A 24,680-nucleotide genomic window follows, 5' to 3' on the forward strand; every position below is an offset into this window, starting at 1 on the left:
CCAAGGAGATAGAAATGAAAAAAGTACAACAAGGTTTCACCCTGATCGAACTGATGATCGTTGTCGCCATCATCGGTATCTTGGCCGCCGTCGCGATCCCGGCTTACAGCAACTACACCAAGAAAGCTAAGTTCAGCGAAGTGCTGTCCATCAGCGAATCCTATCAAAAGGCAGTGACCGTGTGCCAGAACGATCTGGGCACCTTCACTGGTTGCGCACATGCGACTAATGGTATCCCCGCTGCGCCCGCTGCTACCGCTAATCTGGCCAGCGTTGCAGTAGCTGATGGCGTTGTTACTGCTACAGGAACAGCTGCATCGGGTGGTTATACTTCGGTGTTGACGCCTGCATTGAATGCCGCAGGTAGCGCGATCACTTGGACACAAAGTGGCACTTGCTTGGCAGCTGGCTTCTGTAAGTAATTCGGCTCGCTAAAGTGAAACGCCCGCTTCGGCGGGCGTTTTTCATTGAGTGTCACACAAAGCTATTTCTTCTTGTGGACGGCCAACATTTCGTACAACTCTTTCAACTCACTCTCGATCGCTGCATTCTGATAGAAGTCGGTGCCGCTTTGCTTAGCCAGTTGCATATGTTGGATAGAGCCCATCAGGTTGCCTTGCAACAAGGCGGAATAGGCCAGGGCGCGGTGTGAGGATTGCGGCTGATCCATCCCCGCATAGGCTTGAGCTTGGAGTTCGTACAGTCTAGGGTCGGTAGGCGTGCCGGTGATACGTTCCTCCAGCAGTTTGATGACTTGCGTATAGCTCTGCTGTTTGAGAAGTAGGTCGGCATAGTCATAGACCAGCGCACGATGTTGCGGGTAGCTTTGCAAGGCCTGCTTGTAGAAGGCGCTGACATCCTTGATGGAGTGCTTGCGGCTTAATAGTTGCCCCGCCAGTGTTTCCAGCATCGGGTTTTTTGGCGCTTGGTGGTAGAGCATGGCGAACTCTAGCTCTGCGCGCTCCATCTTGCGCTGGCGCAGCAAGGACAGCACCAAGCCGTAGCGTTGAGCGACTGGATCGCCGAATTTCTGCGGCCCTAGGGCGGCAGTGAAGTAAGCGACAGCGCTAGAGGGGCTTTTTTCTATGGACTGCAACTTGGCACGTATCAGACGAAAAGTCAGGCTGTCAGCCACCAATTTGTAGGGCAATTGTTGTACCCGATTTTCCACGTCGGCAATCCGATCCGAGGTCAATGGGTGAGTGCGCAGATAAGAGGGGGCATTCCCTTCCAATAAACCATTGGCCTTTTGCATACGCTCGAAGAAGGCGGGCATGGCGCGAGTGTCGAAGCCTGAGCGCTCCAACAGTTCGATGCCGATGCGGTCAGCTTCCTTTTCATAGGTGCGGGTGAAGTCCAGTCTGCGCTGCATGATGCTTGCTTGCGCGCCGACCATGGCCGCCTGCGAGGCCTGAGGGTTGTTGCGTGCCGCGAGGATCGCGACGGCCACTGCCGCCATCGAGGCTAATGTGTCGTATTTCTGGCCGGCGATCATCCGAGCCAGATGGTGCTGAGTCACGTGCGAAATCTCGTGTGCCAGCACTGAAGCCAGTTCGGACTCGGTTTGGGCAGTGAGGATCAGCCCGACATTGACGCCAATGAAGCCGCCGGGTAAGGCGAAGGCGTTGACATTGTTTTCGTTGAGGGCGAAGAACTCGAAGTCTTGCGAGGGTTCGTTACTGTTTCCGACCAAGCGGTAACCGAGTTGATTGAGGTAGTCATTGACCTCTGGATCGCTCAGGTAGCTTTTGCTGGCGCGAATCTCGAACATGCTCTGCCGGCCAATTTGACGTTCCTGTTGCGGCGAGATGGTTTCCTGCGAAGTGTCGCCCAAATCCGGTAGGCCGTCAGCGTAAACCAGCAAGGGCAAAGTGGAGAGCAGAATCAGTGCGGTTTTTTTCATACCTCTATGATAACTCGGCTGGACACTTAGGGGCGAAATCAGGAAAATGCGCGCCTTATTTATCGACCGATGCGTCGAGTTGATTGTTGAGAGGTAACCATGCCAGATTTTAAGAATATCACTGCGACCGAACTGCAAACCATGCTGAGCGCAGGCTCGACCACGCTGGTCGATGTGCGTACCGATGCTGAGATCGCGCGCGGCTACATCAAGGGTGCGACCAAGCTGCCGCTGCACCTGCTGCCTATGCGTTTGGCTGAGTTCGAGCGGAGTGCTCCGTTAGTGTTCTATTGTCAGATGGGCGGGCGCTCCGCGCAGGCTGCGGCCTTTGCGATCAATCAGGGTTATGCTGAAGTGTACAACCTGCAAGGCGGTATCTTGGCTTGGGCGCAATCCGGTCAGCCGCTGACTGCGGACTAACGCGCAACCTAGGCGGGAGGCGGCACTGCTGCTTGCCCGTGCATCTCGATGCGGGCAACGAAGCCGATGGCGAGCAGGTTCGCCGTCACCGCGATGCTGCCTACCGTGCCATAACCGGTCAGCGTTCCAATGCCATCCTGATGGATGAGCAGGCCAGCGAGCAAGGTGGCCAGCCCCATCGCGAACGCTTGGACGGTGGAGTGTAACGACATGAACGTGCCGCGCAGTTTCGGTTGAGCCGCCGAGGTGATAATGGCCATCGCGGGGATCATCCGTCCCGAAACTAGTACGAAGAAACTCGTGGTGCAGCACAACCACACCCACAGCGGTGCAGCGCCGATATGCGTCACCACTAGCAACGGCAGCATCGCCGCTAGCGCTACCCAGCGATAAATCTTTACTTTTCCGTGCGAGTCGGCGATGTGACCGATGAGTCGCGCCGTCACTAGCGTGGCGGCGCCTCCCACCAGATACACCAGCGGAATGTCGTGCAGCGAGATGCCCACGTTGCCGACGCTGTACAGCGTGATGTAGGGGATCACTGTGAATCCGGAAAAGATGATCAGTGCTGAGAACAGCAGCGCACGCAGATGGTTGGCATCACGCAGAACCTCGAACATGGCAGTGAACGGATGGGAACGCTTGGCCTGTCCTGAGCTGGTCGAAGGGGAAAGGTGATGGCGTAGATCAGGCAACACGCGCCAACCGATGATTATGAACAACAGTGTCAGCACCGCGATCAATACGAATGGTGCGCGCCACATGAAGTGATTCGCCAGCCACAAGGATAAGGGCACGCCCGCTACAGTCGAGACTGAGAACGCTGCTGAGACTAGTCCGCCTGCCTTGGCGCGGCGTGCGAACGGTATGACATCGCCGATCATGGTCTGCACCATCGCGCCCATGATGCCGCCGAATGCGCCTGCCAGTCCGCGCGCGATCAGTAACGTGGTGTAGCTGGGTGCTAACCCGCAAGCCAGCGTGGCCAATCCGAACAAACCAAACATCCCCAGCAACATACGCTTGCGCTCGAACCTGTCCACGAATGTCGCTGCAAACAAGCCGGATAGCGCCGCGCTGAAGCTGTAAGACGCCACCAATAAGCCGAACTCGTGCGTGCTGATGCCGAATGCCGCGATCAGCACGGGGCCGAGCGGCATCATGATCATGAAATCCAACACATGACTGAACTGGATGCCAGCGAGCGTCAGCAATAGATTACGTTCGCGTTGTGGGGTGAGGGTGGCGGGCATTGTGTGGAGGGAGGGCTTGTTCCCGCTGTGCGTTAAGCCGTCATTCCGGCGAAGGCCGGAATCCAGCGGTGGAAATATTCCTCGTAGCGGACAAAGCCTTAAGTTTTTGTCCGCTACGCGAGGCTAATTGAACAACTGGATTCCGGCCTTCACCTGAATGACGGGTTTGTGTTTAGCCCAGCTTCGTGCGCTGCGCTTGCAACTGCGTCAAGGTCGATCCGAAGTCGGCGAGGCGCTGCTTCTCCTGTTCTACGACGGCTGCGGGCGCGCGTGAAACGAAGGTCTCGTTGCCCAACTTGGCATGTGCCTTGGCTATCTCCCCAGTGAGGCGGGCGATCTCCTTGTCTAATCGAACTTTCTCGGCAGCGACATCGATCTCTACCTTCAGCATCAGCTTGAATTCGCCGACGATAGCGACGGCAGCATCCGTCTCGGGCAACTCGGCTACCACTTCCACGCCGGAGAGCTTGGCCAGCGCTTGCAGATACGGCGCGGCAGCGTTCAGCGCGGCGGTATTGCCAGCGGCGATCAGCGGCACGCGCTGAGCGGGCGACAGATTCATCTCGCTGCGCAGACTGCGGCAGGCATTGACCATCTCCTGCATCTGAGCGATCTCGGCCAGCGCCGCCTCGCTCACTTTGCTGGCATCAGACTGCGGATATGCTTGCACCATGATGCTTGCGCCGCTCATGCCCGCCAGCGGTGCGACGGTCTGCCACAACTCTTCGGTGATGAACGGGATAATGGGATGAGCTAGACGCAGAATGGTTTCCAGCACGCGCACCAAGGTGCGGCGGGTGGCGCGTTGCTGCGCTTCGTTGCCGTTGGCGATCTGCACCTTGGCCAGTTCCACGTACCAGTCGCAATAGGTATCCCACACTAATTCGTACACGGTGCGGGCGGCCATGTCGAAACGATAGTTGTCGAAATCGGCAGCGATGGCAGCTTCAGCTTGTTGAAGGCGCGAGATCATCCAGCGATCCGCTGCGCAGTATTCCAGCGGCAGGCTGGCATCCAGTCCCACGTCCTTGCCGTCGCAGTTCATCAACACGAATCGGGTCGCGTTCCACAGCTTGTTGCAGAAGTTGCGGTAGCCTTCGCAGCGCTTGAAGTCGAACTTGATGTCGCGACCATGAGAGGCGAGGCTGGCGAAGGTGAAACGCACGGCGTCGGTGCCGAAGGCAGTGATGCCGTCCGGGAAATCTTTGGTCGTGCCTTTGGCGATGCTCTCGGCTTGCTTGGGATTCATCAAATTGCTGGTGCGCTTGGCCAGCAGGTCATCCAGCGAGATGCCGTCGATCAGATCGAGTGGGTCGAGCACGTTGCCCTTGGATTTGCTCATCTTGTGGCCGTGTTGGTCACGTACCAAACCGGTGACATAGACCTCTTTGAACGGCACTTTGCCGGTGAAGTGCTTGCTCATCATCACCATGCGGGCGACCCAGAAGAAGATGATGTCGAAGCCTGTCATCAGTACCGAAGTAGGTAGATAGGCGTCCAGTTCCGGTGTCTTGTCCGGCCAACCCAGGGTGGAGAAGGGCCATAGCGCGGAGCTAAACCAGGTATCCAGTACGTCTTCGTCCTGACGCAGTGGCGGAATGTCCTCGGTCATCTTTTGCAGTGCAGTGGCGATCTCATCGTCGGACTTGGATTCCAGCGCTTCGCGCCACTGGTCTTCGGCCTCCTGCTGGGTGCGTGCGACGTAGATGTTGCCCTGCTCGTCATACCAAGCCGGGATGCGGTGGCCCCACCACAGTTGGCGCGAGATACACCAGTCTTGGATGTTGGTCAGCCACTGGTTATAGGTGTTGGTCCAGTTCTCCGGCACGAACTTCACTTCGCCGGAAGCGACGCAGTCCAAGCCTTCCTTGGCCAGCCCGTCCATCTTGACGAACCACTGGTCGGTCAGCATCGGCTCGATCACCGTGTGAGTACGGTCGCCGCGCGGCACCATCAGTTTGTGCGGCTTGATCGACACAAGAAGCTTCTGTCCTTCCAGATCGGCGACGATCTTCTTGCGCGCATCGAACCTGTCCATCCCGCGATAAACGGCAGGTGCGTGGTTGTTGATCTTTGCGTCCAGCGTAAAGATGCTGATCGGCGTCATGCCGTGGCGCTGGCCGACGGCGTAGTCGTTGAAATCGTGCGCGGGGGTGATCTTCACGCAGCCGGTGCCGAAGGCGGGATCGACGTATTCGTCGGCGATGATGGGGATGAGGCGGTTGCACAGCGGCAGGCGGACGTTCTTGCCGACCAGATGTTTGTAGCGCGCGTCTTCGGGATGCACGGCCACGGCCACATCGCCCAGCAAGGTCTCGGGGCGAGTGGTAGCGACGATCAGCGCGCCTACACCGGACTCCAGCGGATAGGCAATGTGCCACAGCGAGCCGTCTTCTTCTTTAGACTCGACTTCGAGATCGGACACGGCGGTGCCCAGCACCGGGTCCCAGTTCACCAAACGTTTACCGCGGTAGATCAGGCCTTCCTGATGCAGGCGCACGAACACTTCGGTGACCGCTTCGGACAGGCCTTCGTCCATGGTGAAACGCTCGCGTTCCCAATCGGGCGAGGTGCCCAAGCGGCGCATCTGGCGGGTGATGGTGTCGCCGGAGAATTGCTTCCATTCCCACACTTTTTCCAAGAATTTTTCGCGCCCCAAGTCGTGGCGAGAGATACCTTGCGCATCCAACTGGCGTTCGACCACAATTTGTGTGGCGATACCCGCGTGGTCGGTACCCGGTTGCCACAGGGTGTTGTCGCCCTTCATGCGGTGGTAGCGGGTGAGCGCGTCCATCAGCGTGTGCTGGAAGGCGTGACCCATGTGCAGCGTGCCGGTGACGTTGGGCGGCGGCAGCATAATGCAATAGCCGGGCTTGTTGGCGGCGATGCGGCTGCGGAAGTAACCCGCCTGTTCCCACTCGGGATACCAGTGCGATTCTATGGATTGTGGGTCAAAGCTTTTAGCGAGTTCCATCGTATTTCTATTCTTGTCAGAGGTGTTCGGCGCCGCCGGAAGGGGCGGGATTATAACAGGCGAGGTCATGGCTACGGGAGTGGCGGCTTGCTGGCGGCTCTCAGGCGGCTGCAGTTCGCGCATCAATCGTGGCAGCTCGGCTTGGATACGTCGCAGTGCCTGAGTGAGCAGCTCGTCGGAAACGCTCTCGAGTTGGTCTTGCAGTTTGTCGCGCAGCATCGCATCCAGCTTCGGTTCAAGGCGGCTCATCAGGGATAGAGCTAATGCCTCTTCGTCTATCGTGGCTGGGGCGGGTGATACTTCCGGCTCGGCAGCGGGCGGGACGGCGACAACTTCTGGCTCCACGGGTGTGGCGGTGATCGCCGGTTCAGGCGTGACTTCGGCCTGAGCTTCGCTCACGCTTTCTACGGCGGGCTCCGGCTCCACTTCGGTCAACACGGGCAGATCGGCAATGTCCTCGATCACCTCGGTCAGCACCGGCAAGCCGGCGAGCAAGTCAGCTGCAGGCTTTTGCGTCATCTCATACACCCTCGTTCTGGCTTAGATCGAAATGCTGTAACTCGTAACCACGGTTGCGGTACAGAGCGAAGCGCTCACGGCCGAGGCGCTTGTCTTCGTCGTCCAAACCGACAATCTCGACCAGATGTTCGAAACGGCTGAAGAACGCTGGCGTGGTCGGGTGCAGTGAGATCAGCAGATCGTGGTGCGGGAAGTTGTCGCTGAGGTGATCCACCAGCACCGGCAAGGTCGCGGCGGCGGGATCGTTCGTGCGACCATGCGGCATGAACGCGATGCCGGGATAAGTCCACAGCATCTTGTCCAATGTGGTCGTCATCGCCTCGTCCGGCGTGGATACCATCACCCGCAGCCCGCTCTGCATCGCTTTGTTGCTCAACAGGCAAGTGGCGCGCAGTTTGTCGGGCGCACCGGTATAGAAACGGATCTTGGTCACGGGTGGCAGGCGGTTATTGAAAGACGCGCGATTATAGCAGGCGACGGCGCGAGCTACGTCAGTACGACTTTCCACAGTGCTAGACACGCCGAAATATCCAGTGCGTCCGGCTCGACGCGCGGCGACAGGTTGTTTAGTCGCATAGCGTGCTGGATGCGGCGCAGTTCGCGGTAGAGCTGCGCGACTGGCCGCGCGGATTCGGGCGGGATCAGCCCGGCATCGGCGGCGCGTTGAAGCAGGGCGAGATTGCCCTTGTTCTCGACCAGTTCGGGGTGGGCATGGGCGTGCGCCAGCACTAGATACTGGACGATGAACTCAATATCCACCATGCCACCGGCATCGTGCTTGATGTCGAACAGCGCGCTTTTGTTGGGATGGCCGTCGTGCATTTTTTGGCGCATGGCGACGATCTCGTCACGCAGCTTGGGCAATTCGCGGTGCTGTTGCAGCACGCGGGTGCGTATGTGTTCGAACGCCGCGCCGATCTTCGCGTCACCCGCGCAGTAGCGGGCGCGGGTCAGCGCCTGATGCTCCCACACCCAAGCGTGCTTCTGCTGGTATTCCTCAAACGCTTCCACGCTGCTGACCAGCAAACCACTGTCGCCGTTGGGGCGCAGGCGCAGGTCCACTTCGTACAGCCGACCGGCGGCGGTGTAGCTGGACAGCAGGGTGTTGATACGCTGGCCGAGGCGGGCGTAGATCACGTTGGCATCGGGCGCATCATCGTCGTACAGGAAAACAAGGTCGAGGTCGGAGGCGTAGCCCAGTTCTTTGCCGCCCAGTTTTCCGTAAGCGATGATGGCGAACTGCGGCACCTCACGGTGCTTGCGCGCCAGCCCATTCCAACACAGGGTGAGCACGTGGCGCAGCATCAGGTCGGCCAGATCGGACAGGTGGTCGCTCAAGGTTTCCAGCGGCAACAGGCCTTGCAGATCCATCGCCAGCAGGTGGAACGTCTGCGCGTGTTGGAACTGCCGCAGCGCATCCATCTGGTGCTCGGTGTCGTTGCCGCAATCGGCTAGTTGCGCGCTCAGTTGGGCATCCAGCGCAGCCCAGTCCGGCGCGGTATAGATCTCGCGGTCATCCAGCAGTTCGTCCAGTAGGATGGGGTGCTGGGTAAGGTATTCGCAGGCCCAAGCGCTTGCGGCGGCCATGTTGACCAGACGTGGCAGCGCCTGCGGATATTCGGCGAGGAAGGCGAGGTAGGAGGCGCGGCGGGCGATGGCTTCGAGCAGGGCAAGCAAGCGTGCGAGCGTCTCGTCGGTACTGGCTTGGGCGGCGCATAGCGTGACCAGTTGCGGCACTAACTTGTCCATGCGCTGACGGCTCATTTCCGGCAGCTGGCGGTAACGGTTGCCCAGACGCAGTTGCACCAGTCGTTCGGCGGTTTCGGCGGGTGCGTGATAGCCCAACTCTGTCAGTGTGGCCGAGGTTTCCTCGCTGCTGATGTTCTCGCTCCACCACGCGCAGACTTCCGGCGTTTCCTGCTGGGTGCTGAAAATGGTCTGGAACTGCTGGCTGACGAATTCGCGGATAGGGGCGAGCTCGGTCAGCAGTGCAGCGTAATCCGCCAGCCCCATCGCTTGAGCCACGATGAGCTGGTTGCTCGGATCGCTCGGCAGCTCTTGCGTTTGCTGGTCATCGAGGTATTGCAATCGGTGTTCCAGATTGCGCAGGAAGACGTAAGCCGAGTCGAGGCGGGCTGCGGTGTCGGCATTCAGCTCTTTGTGTTGCACTAGCAGTTGCAAAACGTGTCGGGTAGGGCGGATGCGCAGGCTGGCGTCGCGTCCGCCACGGATCAACTGGAACACCTGAGCGATGAATTCGATCTCGCGGATGCCGCCGGGGCCGAGTTTGATGTTGTTGCCGCGATCACGGCGAGCGACCTCGGCGCGGATCTGCGCGTGCAACTTGCGCATGGAATCGAAGGCGCCGAAATCCAGATATTTGCGGAATACGAAAGGCTGAGCGAGTTTTGTGAGATCGGCGATGGCGGGCGACTGCTCCGGAGAAATGACGCGCGCCTTGATCCAAGCGTAGCGCTCCCACTCTCGCCCTTGGGTGACGAGGTATTCTTCCAGTGCGGCGAAACTCATCACCAGCGGGCCGCTGTCGCCGTAGGGGCGTAAGCGCATATCGACACGGAACACGTAGCCGTCGCCGTTGAGGTCGTTGATGAGCGCGATCAGGCGCTTGCCGAGGCGGGTGAAGAATTCGTGGTTGGATAGCACGCGGGGGCCGTTGGTCTCGCCATTCTCGGCAAACACGAAAATGAGGTCGATGTCCGAACTGACGTTGAGTTCGCCGCCGCCCAGTTTGCCCATGCCGATGACCAGTAATTCCTGCGGCTGGCCGGTGGATTCACCGATAGGCTGGCCGAACTGAGTGGTCAGCGCTGCCATCACGCATCGCTGCGCTTGTTGTACGGCGACTTCAGCTAGCACCGTCATGGTGGTCATCACTTCTTCCAGCCCGCATAAGCCGTTCAAATCGCGCAGCATCAGACGCAACATGACCTGTTTACGCAGGCGGCGCAGGGCGCTGGAAAGCGCGGCTTCGTCTGTTGCCGCGTCCAGTTGCGCCACCATCTCGTCACGCTCGAACGGCTGTGCATATCGTGCGAGGAGGGCATCAAGCTGGGCAGAGTCGGCGGCGAGGATGCGACTGGCGTAGCGACTACAGCCAGTGAGGTGTTGCAAGTGGATTTCGAAGTCGTTTGCTGTGTTCATCGAGGGGGCTTCCAGTTAGAATGCGACCTTGCCATGCCGCCATTATAAGACCCGAAACGTGCTGATTCGCTCATTCCCTCGTTATTGCCAATGCTGAAGACGACTCCTAGTTACATTTGGCATCACACGAGCAGGCTGGCTCATTATTTCATCATCCTGGGTGGGTTGTTGTTGATCGTGCTGGGCGGCGGCGTTCTGTCGTTGCGCTATTGGGTGCTGCCCGACATCATGCGTTACCACGAACGCTTCCAGTCGGCGTTGACTGAGGCTGTCGGTCTTCCCGTGCAGCTTGGCGTGATCCACGCCGATTGGGATGCTTTTCGTCCGCATCTGGTGGTTGATAGCGTGCGCGTGCTGGATGCTGAAAAACAACCGGCGCTGGTGCTGGAAAAGGTCGAGGGTACGCTGTCATGGCGCTCAATGCTGTTAGGGAAGTTGAGTCTGCACAGCCTAGAGATCAATAAATCCAGTCTGGTGCTGCGTCGAGATGCGCAGGGCGTGGTGTATGTGGCTGGCGTGCCTTTGTCGAAGTCCGACCAGAACAGTGGATTGGCCGACTTGCTGTTGTATCAGCAGCTGATCGTTATTCGCGATGCTCAAGTCTCGTGGTTCGATGAGCAGCGCGGGGCGGAGCCTTTGCATTTGAGCAAGGTGTTCGCCTTGATCGAGAATCGGGGCGAGCGCCACCGTTTTGCGGTGAAGGCGATGTTGCCGGAAGCGTTGGCAACGCCACTTGATCTACGTGGCAATCTGACCGGCAAGACTTTCGATCGGATGCAGGATTGGCGGGGTGAGTTTTTCGTCAAGCTGGATCGCACCGATCTGCGCGCATGGCGACCTTGGGTCGATCTTCCTTCCAGTATCAGTCAAGGTCGCGGCGGTGTGCGCGCTTGGATCGGCTTGGAGGGGGGGCGACTCACCCAAACGGCTGCGGATCTGATGTTAGTGGATGTGGTGAGCAAGCTGGGGAACGATGTCCCTGAGTTGGCATTGAGTCGCCTGAACGGTCGTTTGGCTTGGCGTGAGAGTCGCGGCGAGTTCGAGGTGTCGTCTAAGCAGCTCGGCTTGCGGCTGATGCAGGGCACTGTGCTGCCGCCTACGGATTTCTTTCTCAAGCTGACAGAGAGCGATGCCAAATATCCGCCTCGCGGCGAACTTCGCGCCAGCCAACTACATCTTCCGACACTACTGAATCTGTCGCAGTTCTTTCCGCTTGCACCCGCATTGCGCGAACAACTGACGCAACTTGCCCCAGAAGGTCAAGTGAGTGGTTTGCGCGCGAGTTGGGAGGTGGAGGGTGAGCAACTCAAAGCGTACCAGATCAACGGACGTTTCGAGGACTTAGGGCTGCACAAGACAGATACCGTACCGGGCTTCACTGGGATGAGTGGCGAAGTCACCGGCACGGAGCAAAGCGGCAGCGTGACGATCAGTTCGCACCACATCACGGTGGATGCGCCCACCTTGATGCGTGAGCCGCTGGACTTTCCCGAGCTGAAGGCTCAATTGCGCTGGCAACGTAACCAGCAGGGCATGGAGTTCGAGCTGGCCGAGTCCAGTTTCAGTAATGCCGATGTCACTGGTTCCTTATCCTTCACCTTCCAGAATGTTGCGAACGGGCTCGGCATCATTGATCTCAATGCCAATCTGACTCATGCGGAAGTGAATCACGCCGCGCGTTATATTCCGCTATTGGCACTGAACAAAGAGACGCATGATTGGCTGGCGACCGCATTGCAGGGCGGTCAGACCGAAGGTCTGCGACTCAAGATCAAGGGTGATCTGAAGGACTTTCCTTTCGCCAATAAGCGCAAAGGTGAGTTCAAGTTGGAAACGCGTGCTCAGAATGTGGTGCTGGAATATGCGCCGGGCTGGCCAAAAGTGGAGAATGCTTCGGCTGAGTTGCGCATCGAAGGCGCTAAGTTGGAGGTGTTATCACCGAGCGCCACTACCGTGGGCGGGGCGTTGAAGAATGTCAAGGTGGTGTTGGCTGACATGGTTAGCACCACTGCGCCGTTAGAGATCAGCGGTGAGTTTGTGGGCGCGACGCGTAGCGGATTGGAGTTCATTCAGAAAAGTCCGGTGCGCGGTTACATCGACGAGTTCACGGATGGTATGACGGCTACCGGTAACGGACATTTGGACATTAACGTGCAAGTGCCGCTTCGTGGTAGCCAGCCCGTCAAGGTGGTTGGGCAATACGAATTCCTCGACAACGACATCGAGTTGGCTAAAGGTATGCCAAAAATGATGCACACGCGAGGGATGTTGAATTTCACTGAGTCGGGCGTGCATACGCAGAACGCCAATGCCCAATTCTTGGGCGGTCCGGCGACTGTGCAGGTCGATAGCGGCGAGAATGGGACGCTTCAGGTCAAGGCCAACGGGCGCGCCAATCCTGAACTGGCGCGTGCTTCCGAGCCTTATCCGGTGTTGCGCTATTTGCGCGGTTATGCCGATTGGGCGGCGGAGATCTCGGTGCATAAAAAAGTGGTCGATGTGCTGATGACTTCGAATCTGCAAGGGTTGGCATCAGATCTGCCGCCACCGTTCGGTAAGCGCGCCGAAGCAGTAGTGCCGGTGCGGCTGGAGACGAAGAGCGTGCAAGCGGGGCAGGATCGGTTGTTGTTCCGCTATGGCGACGTGATCGAGGGGAATTTGCAGCGCCAGGAATCGGGTGACGAGATGCAAGTGACGCGCGGCATGGTCAGCTTTGGTGGTCCAGCAAAATCGTCCGACAAGGATGGCGTATGGATCAGCGGCAGTATCCCTGAGTTGGCACTGGATGGTTGGGGCGGCCTGAGTAACGGAGGCGGAGCGGTCTTGCCGGTGCTGGCGGGAATCGATCTTTCCGTGCAGAAACTGACCGGCGGGCGACATAAGATCGATGCTGTGCGCCTCACGGGGCGTAGTCGCAGCAACGCACTGGAGTTGCAACTGGCATCCGACGATGCAAGCGGAAATTTGAGTTGGCTGCCCGAGGGTAAGGGCATGCTGGTGGCGCGGCTGAAGAATCTCAAGCTGGAGTCGCAGCCTGCCAGCGATACACGCGAAGTGCTGTCGAATCTGGCGATTCCTCCGGTGGGGGAGCGCATCCCCAAACTGGATGTCGCGGTGGATAATCTGAGCTGGAACACCCGCAAGCTGGGACACTTTGAACTGCAAGGTCAGCCGCAAGGTCGGGATTGGCGCTTGGAGGTGTTGCGTCTCAATAATCCAGAAGGCGTGTTGAATGTGGATGGTTTGTTGCAGACTAACCCCAGTGGTGGGGATGTGACGCAAATCAACTTGGCTTTGCAGATCAATGACGCGGGCAAGATCCTTGATCGCTCAGGCTACCCCAACAGTGTCAAACAGGGCAGCGGCAAGCTGGAAGGCGAGTTCAGCTGGTTCGGCGGCCCGGCTCAATTCAATTACGCTACGCTGGACGGGCACATCAAGTTGGAAGCAGGGCGCGGACAGTTCATGAAGATCGATCCGGGCATCGGCAAACTACTCAGTATCCTCAGCTTACAGGCCCTGCCCAAGCGCATCTCGCTGGACTTTAAGGACGTGTTCAGCGAGGGCTTTCAGTTTGACAACATCACTGGCGAAGCGCAGATCCGGCGCGGGGTGATGCGCTCCGATACGTTCATGATCGATGGTTCTGCCGCCAAAGTGACGATGAAGGGCGAGGTCGATCTGAATCGTGAGACGCAGAATCTGCGTGTGCGCATCCTGCCGACCGTGGGTAACAGCGTGTCGCTGGTTGGCGCATTGATTATCAATCCCGTGGTGGGCGTGGGCGCATTTTTGGCCAATAAATTGTTGAGCAACCCGCTCGATAAGCTGGTGTCGTTTGAATACAATGTGACGGGGAGTTGGATCAATCCCAATGTGGTCAAGGTAGGCCAAGCACCCGTCGAGCCATTGAAGAATCCTGTTTTGGAAAACTGAACTATGACTAACTCTGCATCGCAAGCCCTTCCCGCATTCAAGGTCGCCGCTGTACAGATGGCTTCTGGCCCCAATGTCGAAGCCAATCTGAACGAGGCGCGCCGCCTCATCGCCAAGGCCGTCGAGCAAGGCGCGAAGCTGGTGGTGCTGCCGGAATACTTCCCCATCATGGGGATGAACGAGACCGACAAACTGGCGGTGCGTGAGCAGCCCGGCACAGGTCGCATTCAGAAGTTTTTGGCTGACGTGGCGCGTGAGTTCAAGATATGGCTGGTCGGAGGTTCGATCCCGCTGGTGGCGAACGATCCAGCCAAGGTGCGCAATTCGCTGCTGGTGTTCAACGATCAGGGCAAGCAGGTGGCGCGTTACGACAAGATCCATCTGTTCAACCTCGACCTCGGCAACGAGAAATATCACGAAGCGCGCACCATTGAGCCGGGCGATCAGGTGGTGGTGGTCGAGACTCCCTTCGGGCGCATCGGCTTGGCTATTTGCTACGATCTGCGCTTCCCCGAGCTGTTCCGCGCTATGAAGGATATCGATCTTCTCGTGTTGCCCTCGGCCTTCACCGCTACGACCGGCAAAATGCACTGGGAGGTGCTGGTACGCGCCCGCGCCATCGAGAATCTGGCCTACGTCATCGCTTCGGCGCAGGGTGGTTATCACGTCAATGGGCGCGAGACACACGGCCACAGCATGATCGTCGATCCTTGGGGGCGCGTGCTGGACGAGTTGCCGCGCGGCTCCGGCGTGGTGGTGGCGGACATCAATCCGGCGTATCAGGCCAGCATCCGCGCTAGTTTGCCGGCGCTGTCGCATCGCACTCTGACCTGCACTTGCTGCGATAAATCCGCATGAGCGATTCCATCTTCGAACTGGCGAGTCAATCGCTGCTGTTGCCACACGGTCTAGACGCGAGTCGGCTGGAGGGCGTGTTTGGCCAGATGCTGGCGCATCGCGTGGATTACGCTGACCTGTATTTCCAATACAGCCGTGCAGAGAGCTGGTCGCTGGAAGAGGGCATCGTCAAGTCCGGCAGCTTTGGCATCGACCAAGGCGTGGGCGTGCGTGCGGTGAGTGGCGAAAAGACCGCCTTCGCCTATTCCGACGACATCAGCTTGCCCGCGCTGGAGAATGCCGCACTAGCGACGCGCGCCATCGCTCGTCAAGGCGGAGCGCAGACTGCGCCGCAACTGCACGGTGGACGCAAGCACGACCTCTATCTTCCGCATGACCCGCTGGCTACGCTGGACGCAGCCGCCAAAGTCTCGCTGCTGGAACGTCTGGAACGCGCCGCCCGCGCCCTTGATCCGCGCGTGACGCAAGTCATGGCGGGGCTGGCGGGCGAATACGAAGTGGTGCTGGTGGCGCGCAGCGACGGCCTGATGAACGCCGACATCCGCCCGCTGGTGCGCCTGTCGCTGCAAGTCATCGTCGAAAGCAACGGCAAGCGCGAGCAAGGCTCGGCGGGCGGTGGCGGACGCTTCGGCTACGATTATTTCACCGACGAATTGCTGCAAGATTACGCTGCCAAGGCGGTGCATCAGGCCGTGATCAACCTCGACGCTAAACCAGCGCCAGCGGGCAGCATGACCGTGGTACTTGGCTCCGGCTGGCCCGGCATTCTGCTGCACGAGGCCGTTGGACACGGGCTGGAAGGCGACTTCAACCGCAAGGGCAGCTCGGCGTTTTCCGGTCGCGTCGGCGAGCGCGTCGCTGCCAAAGGCGTGACCGTGGTGGACGACGGCACCATCGCTAAGCGGCGTGGTTCCTTGCAGATGGACGATGAAGGCAATCCCACGCAGCGCACCGTGCTGATCGAAGACGGCATCCTCAAAGGCTATCTGCAAGACAGCCTGAACGCTAGGCTGATGGGCGTGCCGGTGACCGGCAACGCGCGTCGCGAATCCTATGCCCATCTGCCGATGCCGCGTATGACCAACACCATGATGATGAACGGCGACCGCTCGCCGGAAGAGATCATCGCCTCGGTCAAGCACGGCCTGTACGCGGCCAACTTCGGCGGCGGGCAAGTGGACATCACCAGCGGCAAATTCGTGTTCTCCACCACCGAAGCCTACATGATCGAAGACGGCAAGATTACCTACCCAGTGAAAGGCGCGACCCTGATCGGCAACGGCCCAGAAGCACTCACCCGCGTTTCGATGATAGGCAACGACTTGGCGCTCGACCCCGGTGTGGGAACGTGCGGCAAAGAAGGGCAGAGCGTCCCAGTCGGCGTGGGCCAGCCGACCGTGCGGATAGATGGGTTGACGGTGGGCGGGACAGCGTAGCCTAGGCAAGGAAATGAATCGACTTTCATTGTCGCTTTTTAGGGTATCTGCTTTCGTTAGGCCTATGAAAATTATCGCTATGGTTTTTCTTTTTGGGTTAAGTGTGATGACGCAATCGTCATTTGCCGATGCTCAGAGATTTACCATCGTTGGGCGAGGTCTCATTTTTTCACTAGCTGAACCTGCTGGCTGGAAGATGGATACTGAGAGTGGAAAAAGAGATGGGGTCTCGGTTGTCTATTACCAGCCGAGTCAATCTTGGGATAGCGCACCTGTTGTGATGTACGCAAATACCGCCGTAAAAGCCTGCCAACCTAGCTTAAGTTTAGAGGACTTCATCAAACATGAGGTTCAAGAGTTCATAAACAAAAATCCCAATCTAAAAGTCAGTGACTCAGAAACTTTTGATGCGGATGGAAGAAAGTTTGTAATAAAGCAGTTCACAGGGGATCGTTACGGCAATCATGAGGCGGTTGCCTACATGGAGGAGCGAGACGTTTATGTCTCTGTCACGCTTAGCGCAAATACTCTCCAGTAATTTGAGATTGCTTACTCTGCCTTTAAAGAACTGATAGCAAGTTATCAATATGTCTCCAGTGTGAGTGGTTGTGCGCAATAGGCCTTGGATAAGGGAGGGGCATGATTTCGTCACTCTTCATATGGCATTGCCGGTGCGTCCCCTTCAGCGATTTTCGGCGTATTCCTGTATCATTCGCCCCTAATTTGAACGAACGAAAACGGTTTAAAAAATGAAACTGACCTTTCTCGACTTTGAGCAGCCGATCGCCGATTTAGAAGGCAAGATCGAGCAGCTGAGCAAGATGCACGACGATTCCGCTGCGCTGGACATCTCCGACGAGATCAGCCGCTTGCAGGAGAAGAGCAATTCGCTGTTGAAAGACACTTACGCCAAGCTCACGCCTTGGCAGATCTCGCAGGTGTCGCGCCATCCGCAGCGCCCTTACACGCTGGACTACGTTCAGCACCTGTTCACAGATTTTCAGGAATTACACGGCGACCGCACCTATGCCGATGATGCCGCGATCGTCGGCGGGTTGGCGCGCTTCAACGGTCAAAGTGTGATGGTGATCGGCCATCAAAAGGGCCGCGATACCAAGGAACGCCAGTACCGCAATTTCGGTATGCCGCGTCCCGAGGGTTATCGCAAGGCGTTGCGCCTGATGAAGCTGGCTGAGAAATTCGGCATCCCCATCCTGACTTTTGTCGATACGCCCGGCGCGTATCCCGGCGTGGGCGCGGAGGAGCGCGGACAGTCCGAGGCTATCGGCCATAACCTGTTCGAGATGGCCGAACTGCGCACGCCGCTGATCTGCACCATCATCGGCGAAGGTGGTTCCGGCGGCGCGCTGGCGATCGCGGTGGGCGATGTGACGCTGATGCTGCAATACGCGACTTATTCGGTGATCTCGCCGGAAGGCTGCGCCTCGATTCTGTGGAAGAGCGCAGACAAGGCGCCGGATGCCGCCGAGACGCTGGGCATCACCGCGACCCGCCTCAAGTCGCTGGGCTTGGTGGACAAGATCGTGGCCGAACCGCAAGGCGGCGCGCACCGTGACTATCCGGCGGCGATGCAGTCGGTGAAGAAGGCACTGCAGGACGCGTTGAAGCAGGTGCAGGGCAAGTCCACCGATGACTTGTTGCAGACTCGTTTCAATCGTCTGATGAGCTACGGCAAGTACAAGGAAATCGAGATCCAAGCCGCGTAATTGCTTGTTTTTGGTGATGAGGCCGTTCGTGTTGAGTGCGTTGCAACATGAACGGCCTCTTGCTTTGCGCAGAGTTCCCCATGCCCGCTGATCTGCTAAACCATCTGTCTGCTCGTCTGAACTCGGTGATTCCCGAGGGCAGTTCGATCTGCGTCGGACTGAGTGGCGGCATGGATTCGGTGGTGCTACTGCATCTGCTGAGTCAGCTTGCATCCCGCCATGGCTGGCGACTGTCTGCCGTGCACGTCCATCACGGTATCAGCCCGAATGCCGATGACTGGGCGGATTTTTGTGCTGCGCTTTGTGCCCGTCAGGCCATTCCTCTGCACATCGAGCGCGTGGACATCTCGCCGTTGCGTCAGCATGGCATCGAAGCGGCGGCGCGCAAACTCCGGCATGCCGCGTTTGCCCGTCAACCCGCTGATCTCATCGCACTCGCCCATCATGCCGACGATCAAGCCGAAACGCTGCTGCTGCAACTGCTGCGCGGCGCGGGCATCAAGGGCGTGGCCGCGATGCCGCTGTTCAAGCCAGCTTCAGCGACGATGTGCGCTACGGTTCGCCCCTTGCTGGACATCGCCCGTGCCGATTTGCTGGCCTACGCGCAGCAGTACGATCTGACGTGGATCGAAGACGAAAGCAACGCCGACGCCAGTTATCCGCGCAATTTCCTACGCCACCAAGTGCTGCCGCTGCTGGAGCAGCGCTTCCCCGCGTATCGGCAGACTTTGGCGCGTAGCGCTGGGCATTTTGCCGAAGCGAGTGCATTGCTGGATGAGCTGGCAGCCGAGGATGCCAGCGCTGACGAGCTGACGGTTTCCAGCTTGCGCGCACGTTCGCAGCCGCGCGCCAAAAACTTGTTGCGCCATTACCTTCATAGTCACGGTGCGCCGATGCCGCAGTCGGTGCAGCTAGCCAATATGCTGCGTCAACTCATTGAAGCGCAGCCCAATGCGGCCGTATGTGTGGAATTTGGCGATGGCTGGCAGGTGCAGCGTTATCAGGATCGCGTTCTGCTGCTGCGTGATCTGGGCGCATTCGATCCGGCGCTGGTGTTGCCTTGGCAAGGTGAGACGGAGCTGGAATGGCCCGCGTTGCAATGCCGCGTGGCGGTGCGTCCAGCCGTTGGTGCGGGTATCAGTCAGGCGAAATTGCAGCGCGCTCCGGTGACGTTGCGCTTGCGCAGCGGCGGAGAATCACTACGTCCGCATCCGAATGCCGCGAAGCGTTCACTCAAGAACCTATTGCAAGAGCGAGGTGTTCCGCCTTGGCGACGCGAACGCTTGCCCTTGCTGTATTGCGGCGACGAGTTGGTGAGCGTGGTCGGCGTCGCGGTCGCGGCGGAGTTTCAGGCAGAGGAAGGCGAGGCTGCGCTCGAATTCATATTGCTAGACTGACTCCGCCTTGCCGTCGCGTACGATTCGCGCGCGACGGATGGCAGAGTCAAGATTGGCGCAGACATTGTCGCGGCCGATCTCGTCGAAGAATCCCGCTGAGTGCATCAGAAAATAGGGCTGCGTGTGCGGCCCGCTCAAGATCAAGTGCTTGCCGCGCCGCTGCAATTTCGCCGCTAAGCCTTGCAGCGTATGCAGCGCGCTGGCATCCATAGTGATGACTTCGTCCATCTTCAGGATCAGCACTTCCGGTTCCAGATGCTGCTGATGCAGTACGCTTTCCAGCTTGTCCGCCGCGCCGAAGAACAGCGCGCCATACACCCGATAGACCAGCACGCCGCGCGGGACACGCAGCTTGCGACTTGGCTCTGTGTCTGCGGTGTCCTCTTCGTGTTCCGTTTCCTCCTGACTGACTTGAGTGGCGTCGGTGATTTTTCGAATGAAAAAGATACCTGCCAGCAGTAAGCCGACTTCCACCGCCACGGTGAGGTCGAACACCACAGTCAACATGAAGGTGATGACCAGCACGGTGCTGTCTTCGCGCGGGTATCTGTGCAGTCGTCCAAACTCGCGCCATTCGCCCATGTTGATAGATACGATCATCAAAATGGCGGCCAGCGTCGCCAGCGGGATATTGGTCGCCAGTGGGGCGGCGACAAGAATGATGAGCAGCAGCACCAACGCATGCACGATGCCGGACACGGGGCTGGTCGCTCCGGCGCGCACGTTGGTGGCGGTACGGGCGATGGCACCGGTGGCGGGGATGCCGCCGAAGAAGGGGCAGACGATGTTGGCGATGCCTTGTGCGATCAGCTCCTGATTCGGATCGTGCTTGTCATCAGCTAGGCCGTCCGCAACGGTGGCGGAGAGCAGCGATTCAACTGCGCCCAGCAGGGCGATGGTGATGGCGGGTGGGATTAGATAGCGCAACGTGGCGAGGGTGAACTCGGGTGGATCGAAGGCGGGCAACCCCTGCGGGATGCCGCCGAAGCGCGTACCGATGGTTTCGACGGGCAGATTGAACAGCGTCACGGCCAGCGTCCCCAGCGTCAAGGCGACGATGGGAGAGGGGATCTTTTGTGCCCAAGTCTTGGGGTAGTACCAGATCAGCAGGGCAGAGGCGATGGCCAGTAGTAGCGTCGGCCAGTGCAGGGTGGGCAGGGCGTCGAAAATGGCGGGGACTTTGTGCAGGAACTCGGCAGGCATCACGGGGATGTCTAGTCCGAGAAATTCTTTCACTTGGCTCAACATGATAAGCACCGCGATGCCGCTGGTGAAGCCGGAAACCAGCGGGCGCGGGAAGTAGCGGATCAAACTGCCCAGCCGTGCCACGCCCAGTCCGACCAAGATGAAGCCCGCCATGATGGTGCAGATCAGCAGGTTCGCCAGGCCGTACTGCATGACGATGCCATACACGATGACGATGAATGCGCCGGTCGGTCCGCCGATCTGTACGCGCGAGCCGCCCAGCGCCGAGATCAGAAAGCCGGCGATGATGGCGGTGAAGATGCCCGCTTCCGGCTTCACGCCCGAAGCGATGGCGAAGGCGATGGCCAGTGGCAGAGCGACCACGCCGACGGTGATACCCGCTGTCACATCGGTGGCGAAGCGCGACTTGTCGTAGTCGTGCAGCAGTTCTAGTAAACGGGGACGAAAATAGTGCGACAGCTTCAACTTACTCGATTGTTCCATACGGGCTGTGGCAGCACCTCCAAAAACATATTGAACTCCCGCGATGGCGGGAATTCAGTGGGTCGAATTGCTCGCGCGTAGCGAGACCATAAACTTACTTGATGCGCATTCCCGGCTGCGCGCCAGAATCGGGCGACAGGATGAATAAGCCGGGTTCGTCTCCTGAAGCCGCCAGTACCATGCCTTCCGACATGCCGAACTTCATCTTGCGCGGCGCAAGGTTGGCCACCATCACGGTCAAACGACCGACCAGTTTCTCTGGGTCATAAGCCGATTTGATGCCTGCGAACACGGTGCGCGGCGTGGCTTCGCCGATGTCCAGCGTCAGCTTCAGCAACTTGGCCGCTCCTTCCACATGCTCGGCATTGGCGATGCGCGCCACGCGCAGATCGACCTTGTTGAACTCGTCGATAGAGATGGTCGGCGCGATCTCTGGCGCTTTGCTGGCGTTGACCTGCTGCTCGGCATGGTGTTGCTGCGAATGCGAGGTGGGTGTGGCTTGCAGCGATTCTTTGTTGGCCGCGACCATGGCTTCGAGCAGCTTGGGGTCGAGGCGGGTCATCAGATGGGAGTAATCATTGATCTTTCCGTCAAGGATGAGCCCTGCATCTGCCCAAGTTAAGGGTTCAATATTTAGGAATGACTCAACCTGTGCAGCCAGTTTGGGGAGAATGGGTTTCAGATACAGTGTTAGCAATCGGAATAGATTCAGGCTAATCGTACACACTTCATGCAGTTTCGCTTCTTGTCCTTCTTGTTTGGCTAGCAGCCAAGGTGCAGAGTCATTGACATATTCATTGGCGCGATCAGCAAGTTTCATGATTTCACGTATGGCTTTGCTGAAATCACGGTTCTCGTATGCCTCGGCAATCAATTTGTCAGCACCAAGAAATTCGCCCATTAGCTGCGCGCCTCGGTTTTCTGAAATTTGGCCGTGAGTGGCAACGATGCCGCCAAATTTTTTGCTAATGAATCCTGCTGTTCTGCTGGCGATGTTGATGTACTTTCCAACCAAGTCGCTGTTCACCCGCGCCACAAAATCATCAAGATTAAGGTCGAGGTCTTCCATGCTGCCGTTGAGTTTGGCGGCGTAGTAGTAGCGCAGGTATTCGGTGTTGCCAACGTGGTCGGCATAACTCTTGGCGGTGATGAAGGTGCCGCGCGACTTGCTCATCTTTTCGCCGTTCACCGTCAGGTAGCCGTGGGCGAACAGTTTGGTCGGGGTACGGAGGCCGGTGTGCTCGAGCATGGCGGGCCAGAATAGGGCGTGGAAGTAGAGGATGTCTTTGCCGATGAAGTGGTACAGCTCGGTGCTTGAGTCTTTGTTCCAGTATTCGTCGAAATTCAGGCCAGCCTTGGCACACAGTTGCTGGAAGCTGCCCATGTAGCCGACTGGCGCGTCCAGCCAGACGTAGAAATATTTGCCCGGTGCGTCGGGAATCTCGAAGCCGAAGTAGGGTGCATCGCGGGAGATGTCCCAGTCGCTGAGCTTGTTGTCGTCGCCTTCGCCCAGCCATTCGCGCATCTTGTTGGCGGCTTCGGTTTGCAGGTGGTTTTCCTGCTGCGTCCAGCGGCGCAGGAATGCTTGGCAGCGTTCATCCGAGAGTTTGAAGAAATAGTGGTCGGAGTTGCGCAGTTCGGGTTTGGCGCCGGAGACGGCGGAGAAGGGTTCGATCAAGTCGGTGGGCGCGTAAGCTGCGCCGCACACTTCGCAGTTGTCGCCGTATTGGTCTTTGGCGTGGCACTTAGGGCACTCGCCCTTGATGAAGCGATCCGGCAGGAACATGGACTTCACCGGGTCGTAGAACTGCTCGATGGAGCGCACTTCGATCAGCCCAGCAGCTTGCAGGCGGCGGTAGATCTCTTCGGAGTAGCCGCGTGTCTCGGCTGAGTTGGTCGAGCCGTAGTTGTCGAACTCGACATGGAAGGCGGCGAAGTCGTCGAAGTGCTCCTGCCACACGCGGGCGATGAGTTGCTCCGGCGTCACGCCTTCCTTCTCGGCGCGCAGCATGATGGGCGTGCCGTGGGTGTCGTCGGCGCAGACGTAGTGGCAGGTATTGCCGCACATTTTCTGGAAACGCACCCAGATGTCAGTCTGGATGTATTCGACCAAATGGCCGAGGTGGATGCTGCCGTTGGCGTAGGGCAGGGCGGAGGTGACGAGAATCTTGCGGGTCATGGCGTAACCTTGTTGAAAACAGGGGCTGATTTTAACAAACTTGAGCGTGGGAATTGGGTAAAATCCCCGCCCACGTTAGCAACAGCTTATGGAGCACATAAAATGGCATTCACTGAAGCAGATGTACAGGCAGCGATGAAGACGCTGATCGATGCGAATACGAAGAAGGACTTCGTGGCGGGTAAATCGGTCAAGAATATTAAGGTGAGCGGCGGGGAAGTGTCGCTGGACATCCAGCTCGGCTATCCTGCGGCCAGTGTATGGGGCGAGATCAAGGCGACGGTGGAAGCGCATCTGCGTGCTGCGTTGCCGGGGGCTACCAAAGTCAACGCGAACGTGAGCAGTAAGGTCGTGTCCCACGCGGTGCAGCGCGGCGTGAAGTTGGTCGAGGGTGTCAAGAACATCATCGCCGTCGCTTCGGGCAAAGGCGGTGTGGGCAAGAGCACCACAGCGGTGAATCTGGCGTTGGCGCTGGCGGCGGAAGGTGCGCGCGTTGGCATACTGGACGCCGACATCTACGGCCCGTCGCAACCGACCATGCTCGGTATCACCGGACGACCGAAATCTAAGGATGGCAAGTCGATGGAGGCGATGGATGGGCACGGCATTCAGGCCATGTCTATCGGTTTCATGATCGATGGCGACGACGCACCCATGATCTGGCGCGGCCCGATGGCAAGTCAAGCGTTGGATCAGTTGCTCAACCAGACCCGTTGGGACAATCTTGATTATCTAGTGGTGGATCTGCCGCCCGGTACCGGCGACATCCAGCTCACGTTGGCGCAGAAGATCCCCGTCACCGGCGCGGTCATCGTCACCACGCCGCAGGACATCGCGCTGATGGACGCCAAAAAGGGCCTGAAGATGTTCGAGAAGACCAACATCAAGATCCTCGGCATCATCGAGAACATGAGCACACATATATGCTCCAAGTGCGGCCATGAAGAACACATCTTTGGCGCAGGCGGCGGCGAAAAGATGTGTGCCGACTACAACACCGAGTTCCTCGGCAGTCTGCCGCTGGACATTCGCATCCGCGAACAGGCAGACTCCGGCACGCCAACCGTGGTGGCGGATACCCACGGTGAGATCGCCAAAGTCTATAAGCAGATGGCCCGCCGTGTGGCCGTGAAAGTGGCGGAAATGGCGCAGGATCACAGCGCAGTGTTTCCGAAGATCGTGGTGCAGAATACTTAAGGGAGGAAAGGTTCAAGGCTAAAGGTTCAA

The 24,680-nt window shown here is 58.6% G+C and carries 16 protein-coding genes; 9 read left to right on the top strand and 7 right to left on the bottom strand.

Annotated elements, in window-relative coordinates:
- The first annotated feature begins 14 nt into the window (after window positions 1-14).
- Window positions 15-422 carry a pilin gene (locus OYT1_RS04085; protein WP_062626880.1) on the top strand — a complete coding sequence of 136 codons (408 nt, stop codon included), beginning with the start codon at window positions 15-17 and terminating at the stop codon, window positions 420-422.
- A gap of 62 nt (window positions 423-484) precedes the next feature.
- On the opposite strand, the gene OYT1_RS04090 is transcribed toward OYT1_RS04085, so the two are convergent.
- On the bottom strand, window positions 485-1,903 hold the full coding sequence (locus tag OYT1_RS04090) for a M48 family metalloprotease (RefSeq protein WP_062626881.1): 1,419 nt from the start codon (window positions 1,901-1,903) through the stop codon (window positions 485-487).
- Window positions 1,904-2,002: 99 nt separating this feature from the next.
- Between OYT1_RS04090 and OYT1_RS04095 the strand changes: the two genes are divergently transcribed.
- Complete coding sequence (locus OYT1_RS04095; RefSeq protein WP_062626882.1) at window positions 2,003-2,323, top strand: rhodanese-like domain-containing protein; 321 nt, start codon at window positions 2,003-2,005, stop codon at window positions 2,321-2,323.
- An 8-nt stretch (window positions 2,324-2,331) separates the two neighbouring features.
- Here OYT1_RS04095 and OYT1_RS04100 read toward each other — a convergent pair whose 3' ends face one another.
- From OYT1_RS04100 to glnE, 4 genes are all read right to left on the bottom strand, one after another.
- Window positions 2,332-3,576 (bottom strand): MFS transporter, encoded by a 1,245-nt coding sequence (locus OYT1_RS04100; RefSeq protein ID WP_062626883.1) that lies wholly within the window; start codon window positions 3,574-3,576, stop codon window positions 2,332-2,334.
- Window positions 3,577-3,748: 172 nt separating this feature from the next.
- Window positions 3,749-6,550: a valine--tRNA ligase gene (locus OYT1_RS04105; protein ID WP_062627026.1), complete on the bottom strand. Its 2,802-nt coding sequence runs from the start codon at window positions 6,548-6,550 to the stop codon at window positions 3,749-3,751.
- Between the two features lie 520 nt (window positions 6,551-7,070).
- Window positions 7,071-7,589 (bottom strand): DNA polymerase III subunit chi, encoded by a 519-nt coding sequence (locus tag OYT1_RS04110; RefSeq protein WP_232013226.1) that lies wholly within the window; start codon window positions 7,587-7,589, stop codon window positions 7,071-7,073.
- Window positions 7,556-10,231 (bottom strand): bifunctional [glutamate--ammonia ligase]-adenylyl-L-tyrosine phosphorylase/[glutamate--ammonia-ligase] adenylyltransferase, encoded by a 2,676-nt coding sequence (gene glnE / locus OYT1_RS04115; protein WP_062626884.1) that lies wholly within the window; start codon window positions 10,229-10,231, stop codon window positions 7,556-7,558. Before glnE ends, OYT1_RS04110 begins: the two co-directional genes overlap by 34 nt.
- 90 nt (window positions 10,232-10,321) lie before the next feature.
- On the opposite strand from glnE, the gene OYT1_RS04120 reads away from it, so the two are divergent.
- The 6 genes from OYT1_RS04120 (at window position 10,322) to tilS (ending at window position 19,585) form a co-directional block, all read left to right on the top strand.
- Entirely contained in the window at window positions 10,322-14,167 is a 3,846-nt protein-coding gene (locus OYT1_RS04120; protein ID WP_062626885.1) for a YhdP family protein, read from the top strand.
- A 3-nt stretch (window positions 14,168-14,170) separates the two neighbouring features.
- A complete protein-coding gene (locus tag OYT1_RS04125) occupies window positions 14,171-15,025 on the top strand; it encodes a carbon-nitrogen hydrolase family protein (protein ID WP_062626886.1) in 855 nt (284 codons plus the stop codon).
- A complete protein-coding gene (gene tldD / locus OYT1_RS04130; protein WP_062626887.1) occupies window positions 15,022-16,461 on the top strand; it encodes a metalloprotease TldD in 1,440 nt (479 codons plus the stop codon). Before OYT1_RS04125 ends, tldD begins: the two co-directional genes overlap by 4 nt.
- A gap of 64 nt (window positions 16,462-16,525) precedes the next feature.
- A complete protein-coding gene (locus OYT1_RS04135; RefSeq protein WP_145983665.1) occupies window positions 16,526-16,999 on the top strand; it encodes a hypothetical protein in 474 nt (157 codons plus the stop codon).
- Window positions 17,000-17,210: 211 nt separating this feature from the next.
- On the top strand, window positions 17,211-18,188 hold the full coding sequence (locus OYT1_RS04140) for an acetyl-CoA carboxylase carboxyltransferase subunit alpha (RefSeq protein ID WP_062626889.1): 978 nt from the start codon (window positions 17,211-17,213) through the stop codon (window positions 18,186-18,188).
- An 80-nt stretch (window positions 18,189-18,268) separates the two neighbouring features.
- Entirely contained in the window at window positions 18,269-19,585 is a 1,317-nt protein-coding gene (gene tilS / locus OYT1_RS04145; RefSeq protein ID WP_062626890.1) for a tRNA lysidine(34) synthetase TilS, read from the top strand.
- Here the strand turns inward: tilS and OYT1_RS04150 are convergent.
- Both OYT1_RS04150 and metG read right to left on the bottom strand, forming a co-directional pair.
- Window positions 19,577-21,274, bottom strand: coding sequence for a SulP family inorganic anion transporter (locus OYT1_RS04150; protein WP_172588507.1), 1,698 nt, complete (start codon window positions 21,272-21,274; stop codon window positions 19,577-19,579). The genes tilS and OYT1_RS04150 overlap by 9 nt on opposite strands.
- A gap of 94 nt (window positions 21,275-21,368) precedes the next feature.
- Window positions 21,369-23,453: a methionine--tRNA ligase gene (gene metG / locus OYT1_RS04155; protein ID WP_062626891.1), complete on the bottom strand. Its 2,085-nt coding sequence runs from the start codon at window positions 23,451-23,453 to the stop codon at window positions 21,369-21,371.
- 102 nt (window positions 23,454-23,555) lie between these two features.
- Between metG and apbC the strand changes: the two genes are divergently transcribed.
- Window positions 23,556-24,650, top strand: coding sequence for an iron-sulfur cluster carrier protein ApbC (gene apbC / locus OYT1_RS04160; RefSeq protein WP_062626892.1), 1,095 nt, complete (start codon window positions 23,556-23,558; stop codon window positions 24,648-24,650).
- Window positions 24,651-24,680 lie beyond the last annotated feature (30 nt).

Source organism: Ferriphaselus amnicola, from assembly GCF_000974685.2.
Lineage (GTDB): Bacteria > Pseudomonadota > Gammaproteobacteria > Burkholderiales > Gallionellaceae > Ferriphaselus > Ferriphaselus amnicola.